This window comes from Bradyrhizobium oligotrophicum, assembly GCF_051168495.1.
In the GTDB taxonomy this organism is placed as follows: domain Bacteria; phylum Pseudomonadota; class Alphaproteobacteria; order Rhizobiales; family Xanthobacteraceae; genus Bradyrhizobium; species Bradyrhizobium oligotrophicum_A.
This window is the reverse complement of sequence record NZ_JBNPVB010000021.1, coordinates 13,580-26,897: the sequence shown is the minus strand read 5'-3', so window position 1 is coordinate 26,897 and position 13,318 is coordinate 13,580. Positions and strand designations below refer to the sequence as shown.

Here is a 13,318-nt window from a genome sequence, read left to right as displayed (position 1 = left end):
GCGCGGACCTCGATATGACCGGTAACGTCGACCTCAACTGCGACCTCGGAGAAAGTTTTGGCCCGTGGGAAATGGGCAATGACGCCGCGATGATCGAACTCGCGACGTCGGTCAACGTCGCCTGCGGCTTCCATGCCGGCGACGCCGACATCATGCGCCGGACGGTCGAGATGGCCAAGGCCAAGGGCGTCAGCATCGGCGCCCATCCCGGCTATCGCGACCTGCACGGTTTTGGCCGGCGCCAGGTGCCCGGGCTGAAATCATCGGAGATCGAAAACCTGGTCGCCTACCAGATCGGCGCACTGCAGGCGATCGCGACCGCCGCCGGCCACAAGGTTACGCATGTGAAGGCGCATGGTGCGCTGTCCAACGTCGCCTGCGAGGACGACATGACGGCGAACGCGATCGCCAAGGCGATCAGGGCCGTCGACCCCAGCCTGATCTTCGTCGTGCTCGCGAATTCAAAGCTGGTGACGGCCGGCGAGAAGGCGAACCTGTCGATGGCCCACGAGGTGTTTGCCGATCGTGCCTATGACGACAATGGCCTGCTGGTCTCGCGCAGCAAGCCGGGCGCAGTGCTGCATGATCCAAAGGAGATCGCCGACCGCGTCGTGCGCATGGTGCAGGACGGCGCAGTCGTTTCGGTCACTGGCAAAGTCATGAAGATGCGGACCGACACGGTGTGTATCCACGGCGACACGGCGGGTGCCGTGGAGATCGCCCGCGAGGTGCGCAAGGCGCTCGACGCTGCCGGTATTACCGTCGCGCCGTTCAAGACAGCGGGCTGATCAGAACGGATGCGTGAACGGCATGCCCAAGGTGATCGCGGCGATCAGAGCCAGTGCACCGTACAATGCGACCATCGCGGCCATGGCGCCGCGCTCGCGAATGGCACGAGCCTGGGGCATCCGTCGCAGGGGCGTCGATAGCGTCCGCATGACCGGTCTCCTGAAGTTCCGGCCATGAGAAAAGCGTTCTCGCGGCCCGATGCAAGGCAACCGACGAAATAACGACAAGCCCCCTGTCCGGGGTCCATGGGGAACCAAAAAATTCTCAGCCGATGTTCCAGCTGAGAATTTTATCCGCAGGGCTCCAACCCGCTTCGACTCGTTAATAAACGTCGAGCTGGAACCGGCCCTTCTTCTTGAGGTCAGCGACGAAGCTGACAGCCTCATCCGTCGACCGCGCGCCGAAATGGGCGACGATGTCGACCAGCGCCCGCTCGACGTCCTTGGCCATGCGCTTGGCATCGCCACAGATGTAGAGATGGGCGCCCTCGGCGAGCCAGGTCCACACCTCGCGCCCAACCTCGCGCATGCGGTCCTGGACGTAGAACTTCTTGTCGCCGTCGCGCGACCACGCCAGCGACAGCCTCGTGAGAAGACCGGAGGTCTTCATCGCGTTGAGCTCGTCGGCGTAGAAGAAGTCGCAGTCGCTGCGCTGGTGGCCGAAGAACAGCCAGTTCTTGCCCGGCGCGCCGGTCGCCCTGCGATCGAGCAGGAAGGCGCGGAACGGCGCGATGCCGGTGCCGGGGCCGACCATGATGATCGGCGTCTTCGGATCGGCCGGCAGCGCGAAGCCATGCGCCTTTTGGACGTAGACGTGGAGCTTGTCGCCCGGGTTGATGCGCTCGGCGAGGAACGTCGAGGCGAGGCCCAGGCGCTTGCGCTTGCCGATGACGTAGCGGACGCAGTCGACGGTCAGCGACAGTTTTCCAGGCGTCGCATTGTGCGACGACGAGATCGAATACAGCCGCGGCTGCAGCGGCTCCAGGGCTTCCACGAAGGCTTCGGGATGCGGCCGGACGCCGGAGAACTTCTGCAGCACGGCCATGACATCGAGCGTCGCCGCATCGCCATCGGGATCCTCGCCCTGCGCCAGCCGCCGCGCCTTGTCGCGCGTCGCGCCGCCGCTGATGAAGGAGATCAGCTCGAACAGCGAGTCCGGCGCGGGCGACAGCGAGACGTCCTCGAGCAGGCACTGCCGCAGCGACTTGCCGTTCACTTGCGTCATGTGCGAGGCGCCGAGCAGCGCGATGATCTGGTCGACGAGGCCGAGGTCGTTCTTGGCGAAGATGCCGAAGGAATCGCCGACGACATAGTCGAGCCCGGCCTCGGCGAGATCAAACTCGATGTGCCAGGTCTCCTTCTCCGAGCCGGGCTTGTTGAGCAGCCGCCGCGACAGGAACGTCGCCGCGACTGGATTGTCGCGCGAGCGGCCGGGCTCGGTGACGACGACGGACACGGTGGCCGGCATTGCGGCAGCAGCGGGCTTGGCCGCGGCCGGCGCCTTGTCGATCTCCTCATACAGCGCCTTGACCATCCGCGCGGTTTCCTTGCCGCCGGGGACGCAGAGATTGAGGCGCGCTTCGCTGCGATTGGCGATCGCATCCGAATAGTCGCTGCAATTGTAGCCGCACTGGCCGCAGTCCTGCTGCGCCATCGCGGCCATCAGGCGGCGGCGCAACGGACGGCCCTCGGCCAGCTTCATGCGCTCGGCGATCGGCATGGTCTGGTCGTGCCAGGGCGCCTCGTCGTCATCAGCATCGCCTGCGGGTGCGAGCACGGCGCCGTTCTGCGCGGGCGACAGCGCCGTCGATCCGTCGAGGCCGAGCGCGCCGGCGAGGAAGCCGTTGAGCCAGGAGCGCTGCGCCTCGGAGAACGGCGCGGTCGGAGGAATGATCTCGATCTTCGGCTCGATCTTCAACATGGGCGTGATCTGGTTCATGCTGACACCTCGGACGTCGTCTGGGCTTCGGCGAGCTGGCGCAGGGCTTCGCCGTCGTGGCGACGGGCGAACGACAAGAAGGTCTCGTCGGGTGAGGTGCGGTGGGCGAGATAGGCCTTGAGCAGCTTCTCGACCGTGCGGGGCGCGTCCTCGGCCTTGAGATTGCGATAGACCTCGCGGCCGATATCGGCCTGTGGGCCGAAGCCACCGCCGGCGAACAGATGATAGCCCTCGACGGTGTCGTCGCCCTCCCCGACCGGCACCTTCGCGCCGATCATGCCGATGTCGCTGATGTAGTGCTGCGCGCAGGAGTGGTGGCAGCCGGTCAGATGGATGTTCAGCGGGGTGTCGAGGTCCACCCTCGTCTCGCACCAGTCACCGATCTCGGCGGCATGCTGCTTGGTGTTGGAAGCCGCGAACTTGCAGCCGGCATTGCCGGTGCAGGCGATCAGCCCGGCGCGGATGTGCGAGGCTGTCGTCGAAAGCCCGATCTGCGCGATCGCGGCGCAGGCCAATGCAACCTTGTCGTCGCTCACGCCCGACAGCAGCAGGTTCTGCCAGACCGTGAGCCGGATCTCACCATCGCCGAGATCCGCAGCCACCTTGGCGAGACCGCGCATCTGATCCGCCGTCAGCTTGCCGAGCGGCAGCACGACGCCGATCCAGTTCAGGCCCTGCTGCTTCTGCGGGTGCACGCCGATATGCGCCATGCGATCCGCTTGGGGACGCGGTGCGAGCGCCTCGTCGGGGACACGTGCGAGCTTGCGGCCGAGCCTCGCCTCGACGGCTTCCATGAACCTGTCGTGCCCCATGCTGTCGAGCACGTATTTGAGACGCGCCTTCAGCCGGTTGGTGCGGTCGCCGGTCTCGATGAACAGCCGCACGATGGCGTCGGCGACCTCGGTCGCGCGCTCCGGCTCGACGATGATCCCGGTCGGCTTGGCGAAATCCTTGTGGCCCGTGATGCCGCCGAGGCCGAGCCTGAACCAGACGCCCGGCGCGACGCCGAAACCGTCCTTCACCTCGACGGCCGAGAACGCGATGTCGTTGGTGTCCTCCAGCGCTGCGATCCGTCCGGCGCCGTCGAAGGCGACGTTGAACTTGCGCGGCAGGCCGTACAGCGAGCGGTCGTTGAGAATGTGGAAGTGCCATTCGCGGGCGTAGGGCCGCGTGTCCAGCAGCTCCTGCGGATCGATGCCCGCGGTCGGCGTCCCCGTCACGTTGCGGATGTTGTCGGCGCCGGAGCCGCGCGCAGTGAGGCCGAGATCCGACAGACCTTCCAGCAGCATCACGGCATGCTTGGGCGGGATCTCGCGCAGCTGCAGGTTGGCCCGCGTCGTGACGTGGCTATAGGGACCGCAGAGCTGGTCGGCCAGATCGGCCAGGCCTGCGAGCTGCCAATGCTTCATCACGCCGTTCGGAATCCGCAACCGGCACATGTAGGAGTCCTGCGCCGGCGCGACGTGGAACAGGCCGTGATAGCGCCAGCGGAAATTGTCGGCTGCCGACGGTGCAGCATTGCTGCGGGCCTGCTCTTTCAGCCGCTCATAGGCATCGAACGGATGCAGTTCGCGCTTGAGCTTCTCCTGGTCGGCGAGCTTGCGCCCGGACGCGATGACCTTGTCCTGAGCCTTGATGTGGATGGCGTCCGGCCCGGTCGGCTCCGCCACGGTCGCGGCAGCCTGCCCGCGGCCGGCGAGTGTGACCTTGAGGCCGGCAGCCAGCCCCTCGAGATAGCGCTTCTGCTCGTCGTTGAAGTCGACTGACAAGGGTTCGATTTTCATGATGGCGGACGAAGCTCCAGCGGCCACGGCGATTGGCGTTTGCGGATGGGATGAGGATCGCGTGGTCCGAACCGCCGATGAGGCGCGTTTCAGAGGAACGATCCGACCAGCTTCGTTGCTGCGGAAATCCGAGATGGATTGCAGTCGGCGGCATCTATGGCGGCCGACTGCACTGCAATATTCAAATTGCGTGCCAACCGCCTAGCGGCAGAAATGTGAGCGCAAACAGGCTGCTGCCCGAATCAATGAAGGCGCGGTTGCAGGCTCACGCCTCGAAATACGGGCACGCCGCCCAAAAATTGATCGGCGGCGCCGGATGCCCAGATCCTGCACGGAGGGGAATCATCAGGGCGTCCAGCGGCCGATCTTGAAGGCCTTCAGATGGCCCATGATGTCGTCGGCCGCAAATGGCGGACCGGCGAACGCGCCGATGGCGGCATCCCCGCCGGCGGCGACCGTGCCCATCGCCGCGTCGTAGATATCGGGCCTGAACACGCCCATGGCCGTGCTCAGGGCTTCGCCGCTGAGGGCAGTCTGGCCCCAGCGGACCATCTGCGCATACAGCCATGCGGCCTGGATCTTCTCCGGCCGTCCCGCATCTTCCCGGCCCACCAGTAGATAGCGCGGGCTTTCGCGGAAGGTGCCGTCCGGCGAGATCTTCAGCCGTCCGTCCAGCGTACGCTGGATCACCTCGGCATCGACGCCGATGCGCTCGGGCTGAGCCAGGATCTGCGCCGCCTCGGCATGGTTCTGCTCGATGAAATCAGCGGCGCGGCCGCAGGCCCGGACCAATGCTGCCAGCGCGTCCGGATTCGTGTCGGCCCAGCTCTGCCGGACCGCGAGCACCTTTTCCGCCGCCCGGACCAGAACATCCGACACGAAGTGCAGGATGTGGCCGATGCCGAGATCGACCGCGATCGAATTCCACGGCGCGCCGACACAGAACGCGTCGACATGGCCGCTGGCGATGCTCTCGACCATGTAAGGCGGCGGCAGCACCACGAGACGAACATCCTCGTCGGGGTCGACGCCGCCCGCGGCCATCCAGAACCGGAGCTGGTAGTTGTGGGTCGAGAACGGGAACGTCATGCCGAAGGTCAGCGGCTCTGCGCCGGCCTTGCGGCGGGCGGCAACGACCCGCGCCAGCGCCAGCGCCGTCGCCAGCGGATCGAAGCGGTCGCCGTCGAGATGCGCCATCAGCTCGGCATGCAGCGCCGGGGTCACGGTGATGGCATTGCCGTTCACGCCGAGATTGAACGGCGCAACGATCGGGACCTTGACGTGGCCGATGCCAAGACTGGAAGCGATGGCCACCGGCGCCAGCAGATGCGCGGCATCGAACAGGCCGATGTTGAGCTTGTCGCGGACGTTCGACCAGGACACCTCGCGGACCAGCGTGACATCCAGACCTTCCGCAACCGTGAAGCCCTTGTCGACGGCGACGATGAGCGCCGCGGCATCGACCAGCGGAATGAAGCCAATGCGAAGCGGGCCGGTCATTTCAGCATCTCCGAGGCGGTCAGGATCGACTGGGCGATCTCACCGATCTTCTTCTTCTCGCGCATCGCCGTGGAGCGCAGCAGAACGTAGGCCTCCTCTTCGGTGAAGCCCTTCATCTTCATCAGAATGCCCTTGGCGCGGTCGATGACCTTGCGATCCTCCAGCGCCGACTTGGTGCGTTCGAGCTCGTCCTGCAGCTTCGAGAACGCATTGAAGCGGGAGATGCAGAGATCGAGGATCGGCTTGATCCGCTCCTTCTTCAGCCCATCGACGATGTAGGCGGACACGCCCGCCTCCACCGAGGCCTGGATCGAGGCCGCATCGCTCTGGTCGACGAACATGGCGATCGGCCGGCGCACGGCGCGGCTGACCTGGAACATCTGCTCGAGCACGTCGCGGCTCGGGTTTTCCAGATCGATGACGATGACGTCCGGATCCAGCGCATAGATCCGCGCCAGCAGACCCTGCATTTCGCTGACATGCACCACGCCGGTAAAACCGGCTTCCCGCAGCCCCTCCTCCAGGATGGCGGCGCGGATCGGGCTCTCGTCGACGATCACGATTTTAGGCGATTGCTCGGCGCTCATCGATCACCAGGTATCCGGGCCCTCATCCATAGCATGGACGCGACCGCCTTAAAGCCTTGTCTTTCTGGGCAATTCGGACTAGCTGACGCCCATCCCATCAGGCAGTCCCAAGATGCAGCAGGGTTCCGCGCCCAAGATCAGCTTTGTTTCGCTCGGATGTCCGAAGGCGCTGGTCGATTCCGAGCGCATCATCACGCGGCTCCGCGCCGAGGGCTACGAGCTCGCTCGCCAGCATGACGGCGCAGACGTCGTCATCGTCAACACCTGCGGCTTCCTCGACAGCGCCAAGCAGGAATCGCTGTCGGCGATCGGCTCGGCCATGGCCGAGAACGGCAAGGTCATCGTCACCGGCTGCATGGGCGCCGAGCCGGAACAGATCGAGCAGGCCTATCCCGGCGTGCTCTCGATCACCGGTCCGCAGCAGTACGAAAGCGTACTGGACGCCGTCCATCGGGCGTCGCCGCCAGTGCACAACCCGCATCTCGACCTGGTGCCTCCCCAGGGCATCAAGCTGACACCCCGCCACTACGCCTATCTGAAGATCTCCGAGGGCTGCAACAACCGCTGCACCTTCTGCATCATCCCGAAGCTGCGTGGCGATCTGGTGTCGCGGCCGGCCGCCGACGTGCTGCGCGAGGCCGAACGGCTGGTCGCAGCCGGCGTCAAGGAGCTGCTGGTCATCTCGCAGGACACCTCCGCCTACGGGCTGGACCTGAAATACGCCGAAAGCACCTGGAAGGACCGCACCGTCAGGGCCCGCTTCCTCGATCTCGCCCGCGAGCTCGGGGATCTCGGCGCCTGGGTCCGGCTGCACTACGTCTACCCCTACCCGCATGTCGACGAGGTCATCGGCCTGATGGCCGAGGGCAAGGTGCTGCCCTATCTCGACATCCCGTTCCAGCATGCCAGCCCCAACGTCCTCAAGGCGATGCGGCGGCCGGCCGCACAGGACAAGACGCTCGACCGGATCAAGGCGTGGCGGACGACCTGCCCCGATCTGGCGTTGCGCTCCACCTTCATCGTCGGCTTCCCCGGCGAGACGGACGAAGATTTCGCCTACCTGCTGGACTGGCTGGATGAGGCCGAGATCGACCGGCTCGGCTGCTTCAAATACGAGCCCGTCGCGGGCGCGACCTCCAATGCCCTGCCCGGCCAGGTCCCGGACGACGTCAAGCAGGAGCGCTGGGATGCCCTGATGGCGCGCCAGCAGAAGATCTCGGCGCGCAGGCTCAAGCGCAAGGTCGGCACCCGCCAGCAGATCATCATCGACGAGGTCGGCCCGACCGTCGCCAAGGGGCGCTCCAAGGCGGATGCGCCCGATATCGACGGCGCGGTCTACCTGTCCAGCCGGCGGCCGCTGCGGGTCGGCGAGATCGTCACGGCGAAGATCGAGCGCGCCGACGAATACGACCTGCACGCCACCGTGGCCGGGTTCTGATCGGGCGCCCGGTCAGTTCGTCTTCGGGGACGAACTCGCCCTGATGGTCCACAGCCGCAGCAGCCGTCGCGCCTCGTCGGCCGTCAGTTCGAGATATCTGTTCTTGAGCTTGATCAGTTCGTCGGGCTTCGTCTCGCCCGACACGAACCGGCTGTCGAGGATCGCCGCCACCGTGGTCCAGCCCAGCCCGGCAGCCCTGCACGGCACGAGGATGCCGTCGCTGCGCAGGCTCTGCATCAACGGCCGCACCAGCTCGATGCTGCATTTTGCCAGCTCCGCGATGGCCGCGATCGTCTCGGTATAGCGCCGCTGACGGGCAAAATCGAGCAGCAGCGCCTCGCTGAGCTTGCCGGTCTGCTTCAACTTCGCCACCGTCAGCTTCGCGTTGCCGAAGTCGCGCGAACGCGACATGCCTCGCTCCGCGCCCGCGGCGGCTGCGGCGATCGCGCCGCGGATTTCCTCATAGAGATGCGGAGGCGCCGCCGCGAGAAGCCGCGCCTTCACCGCCTCGGTTGCGCCCTGCAGCATTGTCCGGCGCAACCCGGCCGGCAGATCGGCGCGAATGCCGGTGGCGACGGCCAGTTCGGGATCGCCTTCCGCCTGCGCCAGGATGATCGAAAAGCCGGCCGCCGAGATTCGGGCACCGGGGTTCTTCATCAGCTTGCGGCTGACACTCGGAAAGCGGCGCGCCAACAGCGCGTCGGTGACGATCTCCTGCAGCCACCAGCGACCGGCGACGGCGATCAGGTGCTTCTCGCCTTGGCTGCCGGCGATTTCGACCAGATCCTCGGGGCTGAGCCGTGGCGACTCGGATAGCACGGGTCCGGCTACCGTGATGTCGTCGTGATGGGCGAGCCGCCGGATCACCGCGGCGGGTGCCTGCGACACCGGCGCGAGCTGGGCGCTGAGCTCGGCGAGCGCGATGCGGGCGCCGACATCGGCCAGCGCGCGCAGCTCGATCGTGTTGACGAGGCGCTCGAAAACGTCCGCGAACAGGGCTTGCTGCTCGACGTCCAGGCTGCCGGCCGTGGCGATGAACAGGGATGCGACCCGCGCGGCCACGCCGGAGCAGCGTTCGGCTGAGCCGGTGGCAATCGCCGCCTGCACTTCCTCGGCGATCGTGAGATGGGGGTTGGACATCGCCTGTTCTGAGCGCTTGAAAATTCTGGCTGAGGCGGATGGTAAACGCAGCGGCTAAATGTTTGGTAAAATTGTAACTAACCGTTGCGAGCCGAACGCCCGGTGCGGTCAGCGCACGGGCTGAGGAGGCGGATCGATCCCGAACCGCTGGCGACCGGCGTCTTGACACCGGCCGCAATTTACCTGTATGGGCGCCGCATGATCTTCAACCGGACCAACCGCCGCGCCGCCGTTTGCCGTCGTCACCGCCGTGACGATGCCGGGGCGCGCCATGTCCGAAGACGTTGCTGATCAGCTAGCTCATCAGCTCAGGTTTTCGAAAGGCCGCTCCCGCAAAGGAGCGGCCTTTTCGCTTTTCGGCCCATCGTTTTCCCCCTGACCATAGGAGACTGAACATGCTGACCGCCTCCCATCCGTATGACTCCCTGATGGAGATCACGGCGCGTCCGCGCACCGTGTTCGTCCAGGGCAAGGGCTCGTGGCTGTGGGACGACGGCGGCAAGCGCTATCTCGACTTCATCCAGGGCTGGGCCGTGAACGCGCTCGGCCATGCGCCGCCGGAGCTTGCCAAGGCGCTCGGCGACCAGGCCTCCCGGCTGATCACGCCGAGCCCGGCCTATTTCAACGACACCAGTCTGCAACTGGCCAAGGCGCTTACCCAGCGCTCGTGCTTCGACCAGGTGTTCTTCACCAACTCCGGCGCAGAGGCCAATGAGGGCGCCATCAAGCTGGCGCGAAAATACGGTGCCCTGCGCAAGAACGGCGCCTACGAGATCATCACCTTCGAGGGCGGCTTCCACGGCCGCACGCTGGCGACGATGTCGGCCTCGGGCAAGAAGGCGTTCGAGCCGCTGTTCGAGCCGAAGGTGCCCGGCTTTCCCAAGGCCCGCCTGAACGATATCGCCTCGGTCGAGGCGCTGATCTCCGACAATACGGTCGCGATCATGCTGGAGCCGATCCAGGGCGAAGCCGGCGTGTGGCCCGCAACCGCCAAGTTCCTGCAGCAATTGCAGACGCTGACGACCAGGCATGGGCTGCTCCTCATCGTTGACGAGATCCAGACCGGCATGGGCCGGACCGGAAAACTGTTCGGCTATGAGCACGCCGACGTCCTTCCGGACGTCATGACGCTCGGCAAGGGCATCGGTGGCGGCGTCCCGCTCGCTGCATTGCTGGCAACGGAGGCGGCGTCCTGCTTCGAGCATGGCGATCAAGGTGGCACCTTCAACGGCAATCCGCTGATGTGTGCGGCCGGGCTTGCCGTGCTCGACGTTGTCGCGAAGCCGGATTTTCTGAAAGGCGTCGTGGACAACGGCATCTATCTGGAAAGCGAGCTGCAGCGCATCTCGGCGCGCCATGGGCTCGGCGAGGTGCGCGGTCGTGGCCTGTTGCTCGCGCTCGACGTCGTCAGGCCGATCGCGCCGGCGATCGTCGCCCATGCCTTCGAGCTCGGCCTGCTGCTGAATGCGCCGCGACCGGACACGCTGCGCTTCATGCCGGCCCTCAACGTGACCCGCGACGAGATCGCGGCCATGACCGACACGCTCGACGGCATCCTGACCAAGGTCGGCGCTGCACGCTGCGTGGCCTGATGCATCATGGTGCATGACGCAGGCTTGTCCGATGGAGAAGCCTGCGTCTCGACTGCCCACGGACGGGGCAACGAACATGACGCCCTGCTGTCGCTTCGATTGATTTGGATCAAAGACAGTCCGCCCCCTGAACAACGATCCTGCCATGGCCAAATACCTGCGATCCGATGACTTACGTTGTATTCGAAAGGATACAGCGTTGGACGGGATGTGATCAGCTCGGAGGGACGAGGCTTGCCGGGACCAAGCTGATGTTCATTCCGCCGACGACGAGGTCGGCACGACACAAGGAGATGCAAGAATGGCGAGAGACAATCTGGCTCGGGTGCTGCCCGTCGAAGGGACCAGGAGCCACATCGCGCCGGCCGCCGCCACTGAGGACGTGCTGATCCACGTTCGCTTCTTCCCGAACTCCGACATCAACTCGATCGGCGAGAAGCCGGCCGGCCTGACCGCCAACCAATGGTATGAGCGCCTGCTGCAACTGGCGCGCCCGCATTATCAGACCTTCGCGGGCGGCCGGGGCTTTTTCCGGATCCCCCGTCCCTGCTTCGAAGCGATTCTGAGGGACGTCGCCGCCTGACATCGGAGCCAGTCTGGATGAGGCAGCGGGCGTCCTCTCGGCCTCATCCCTGTCGACCGCGGTGGGCCGGGTCCGCCGCGGTCGATCATGATGTCACGGCGGGACGGGAGAACGGCATGGTGCAATCGGTCTTCGGCGAATTGCAGCAGAGCTTTCGTGTCCTTCTCGCCAACTTGCCCGGATCAGGGCCGGCGGTCGAAGCCTTGACCGATCAGGCGTTCAACCTGTTCGAGGCCAATATCGGCGCGCAGTCGGCTCATCTGCCGGCGCTGGCATGCACGAAGGGCTGCCCCGCCTGCTGTGCACTGCGTGTCACCGCGACGGCGCCCGAAATCTTTCTGCTCGCCCGCTACATCCGCCAGATCGACGCGCAGATGCCGGCAACGGCACTCGGCCCGCTGTCACGCCGAGTCGAACTCGCCAATCGCGCGACGCGGGGCTTGGGCGAGACCGAGCGGATGGCGTTGCGCCAGCCCTGCCCCTTCGCGGTGCGCGGCGCCTGTATCATCCACCCCGCACGTCCCCTAGCCTGCCGCGGGCATGCGTCGTTCGATCGGCGCGCCTGCATCCAGGCGATGGCGGGACGTGATGTCGAGGTCCCGATCTCGGCACCTCATGTCGCCCTGCGCGGATTGATTCAGGATGCGCTGAGGGCGGCCCTCGCGGAGGCCGGCCTTGCCGCCCACCTGTATGAGTTGAACCAGGGCCTCGTGCTGGCCCTCGGCGCTCCGGAGCGCGAGCGCGCCTGGCTCGACGGCAAGGACAGTCTGGCGCCGGCCCGGATCGCACAGCCGACGGCAGGCCAAGTCAACGCGATGCTGTGGAGCCGTGCCGCCGACGGCGCGGCGAGGATCGGCGACCCGACCTAGTCGACAATCACGGCTTCAGGATCGAGGCGCCGGTGGTGGCGCGGCCTTCGAGATCAGCGTGCGCCCTGGCCGCATCCTTCAGCGCATAGGCGTGGTTGATCGGGACGTGCAGCTTGCCGCTGATGATAGCCGAGAACAGCGTGTCCGCGCCCTCCAGCAACTCGGAGCGCTTGCCGATATAGTCGTTGAGCTTCGGCCGGGTGGCAAACAGCGAGCCATGACTGTTCAGTTCGGCGATCGAGAACGGCGGCACCGGCCCCGAGGCGTTGCCGAAGCTGACGAACAGGCCGCGCGGCTTCAGGCAGGACAACGATCCGGGGAAGGTCGACTTGCCGACGCCGTCATAGACCACGTCGCACAATTCGCCGCGGCTGATCTGCCTCACCCGCGCGACGAAGTCCTCCTCGTTGTAGAGGATGACGTGATCGCAGCCATTGGCCAGTGCGAGATCGGCCTTGGCCTTGGAGCCGACGGTGCCGATGACATGGGCGCCGAGCGCGCGCGCCCATTGGCAGGCGAGCAGGCCGATGCCGCCGGCTGCGGCGTGGATCAGCACGCGATGATGCGGCTCGACCTTGAACGTCTTGTGCAGCAGATACCACACCGTCAGCCCCTTGAGCATCAGCACGGCGCCCTGCTCGTAGGTGATGTGGTCGGGCAGCTTGACCAGGCGCTGCCAGCCGATGTTGCGCTCGGTCGCGTAGCCGCCGAGATTCTCGTAGTAGGCGACGCGATCGCCGGGATGGAAGTTGGTCACGCCCGGCCCGACCGCGATCACCTCGCCGGCCGCCTCGTTGCCGGCGATGAACGGCAGGCCCGGCGCCTTGTAGAGGCCGGTGCGGTAATACACGTCGATGAAGTTCAGTCCGATCGCGTGCTGGCGGATGCGGACCTCGCCCGGGCCGGGGGCGGCCAGATCGACCGGTTCATAGACGAGCGCCTCGGGGCCTCCCACCTTGTGCACGCGCACCGCCTTGGCCATCCCGCCGTCTCCTCTTCGGACTCGCCGTGGCCGGACCCGGGAATCCGACCTCAGAACGCTCAACAACCCTGATTCTTATCGCAGATCCGGCCCTGTCGAACGAGCCGGACCACGGC

At 66.1% G+C, this 13,318-nt stretch carries 12 protein-coding genes; 5 read left to right on the top strand and 7 right to left on the bottom strand.

Going from position 1 to position 13,318, the window contains the following annotated elements; all coding sequences use genetic code 11:
• Positions 1-14 precede the first annotated feature (14 nt).
• A complete protein-coding gene (locus ACQR1B_RS29985; RefSeq protein ID WP_434836269.1) occupies positions 15-788 on the top strand; it encodes a LamB/YcsF family protein in 774 nt (257 codons plus the stop codon).
• Here ACQR1B_RS29985 and ACQR1B_RS29980 read toward each other — a convergent pair whose 3' ends face one another.
• From ACQR1B_RS29980 to ACQR1B_RS29960, 5 genes are all read right to left on the bottom strand, one after another.
• Positions 789-938, bottom strand: coding sequence for a hypothetical protein (locus tag ACQR1B_RS29980; protein WP_434836268.1), 150 nt, complete (start codon positions 936-938; stop codon positions 789-791).
• 172 nt (positions 939-1,110) lie between these two features.
• Positions 1,111-2,727, bottom strand: coding sequence for a sulfite reductase subunit alpha (locus ACQR1B_RS29975; protein WP_434836267.1), 1,617 nt, complete (start codon positions 2,725-2,727; stop codon positions 1,111-1,113).
• The gene (locus ACQR1B_RS29970) at positions 2,724-4,511 is read right to left on the bottom strand and encodes a NirA family protein (protein WP_434836266.1); all 1,788 of its coding nucleotides are present in this window, start codon (positions 4,509-4,511) and stop codon (positions 2,724-2,726) included. Before ACQR1B_RS29970 ends, ACQR1B_RS29975 begins: the two co-directional genes overlap by 4 nt.
• 345 nt (positions 4,512-4,856) lie before the next feature.
• The gene (locus ACQR1B_RS29965) at positions 4,857-6,011 is read right to left on the bottom strand and encodes a CmpA/NrtA family ABC transporter substrate-binding protein (protein ID WP_434836265.1); all 1,155 of its coding nucleotides are present in this window, start codon (positions 6,009-6,011) and stop codon (positions 4,857-4,859) included.
• Positions 6,008-6,598 (bottom strand): ANTAR domain-containing response regulator, encoded by a 591-nt coding sequence (locus tag ACQR1B_RS29960; protein ID WP_008965342.1) that lies wholly within the window; start codon positions 6,596-6,598, stop codon positions 6,008-6,010. The genes ACQR1B_RS29965 and ACQR1B_RS29960 overlap by 4 nt, the downstream gene beginning before the upstream one ends.
• A gap of 112 nt (positions 6,599-6,710) precedes the next feature.
• Between ACQR1B_RS29960 and rimO the strand changes: the two genes are divergently transcribed.
• Entirely contained in the window at positions 6,711-8,036 is a 1,326-nt protein-coding gene (gene rimO, locus ACQR1B_RS29955) for a 30S ribosomal protein S12 methylthiotransferase RimO (protein ID WP_434836264.1), read from the top strand.
• Between the two features lie 12 nt (positions 8,037-8,048).
• On the opposite strand, the gene ACQR1B_RS29950 is transcribed toward rimO, so the two are convergent.
• Positions 8,049-9,176 (bottom strand): DUF2336 domain-containing protein, encoded by a 1,128-nt coding sequence (locus ACQR1B_RS29950; protein WP_434836263.1) that lies wholly within the window; start codon positions 9,174-9,176, stop codon positions 8,049-8,051.
• A 395-nt stretch (positions 9,177-9,571) separates the two neighbouring features.
• On the opposite strand from ACQR1B_RS29950, the gene ACQR1B_RS29945 reads away from it, so the two are divergent.
• From ACQR1B_RS29945 to ACQR1B_RS29935, 3 genes are all read left to right on the top strand, one after another.
• Positions 9,572-10,768 (top strand): acetylornithine transaminase, encoded by a 1,197-nt coding sequence (locus tag ACQR1B_RS29945; protein WP_434836262.1) that lies wholly within the window; start codon positions 9,572-9,574, stop codon positions 10,766-10,768.
• A gap of 301 nt (positions 10,769-11,069) precedes the next feature.
• The gene (locus ACQR1B_RS29940) at positions 11,070-11,351 is read left to right on the top strand and encodes a hypothetical protein (RefSeq protein WP_434836261.1); all 282 of its coding nucleotides are present in this window, start codon (positions 11,070-11,072) and stop codon (positions 11,349-11,351) included.
• A gap of 203 nt (positions 11,352-11,554) precedes the next feature.
• Positions 11,555-12,220: a YkgJ family cysteine cluster protein gene (locus ACQR1B_RS29935; RefSeq protein WP_434836260.1), complete on the top strand. Its 666-nt coding sequence runs from the start codon at positions 11,555-11,557 to the stop codon at positions 12,218-12,220.
• 7 nt (positions 12,221-12,227) lie between these two features.
• Here ACQR1B_RS29935 and ACQR1B_RS29930 read toward each other — a convergent pair whose 3' ends face one another.
• Complete coding sequence (locus ACQR1B_RS29930) at positions 12,228-13,202, bottom strand: quinone oxidoreductase family protein (RefSeq protein WP_434836259.1); 975 nt, start codon at positions 13,200-13,202, stop codon at positions 12,228-12,230.
• Positions 13,203-13,318 lie beyond the last annotated feature (116 nt).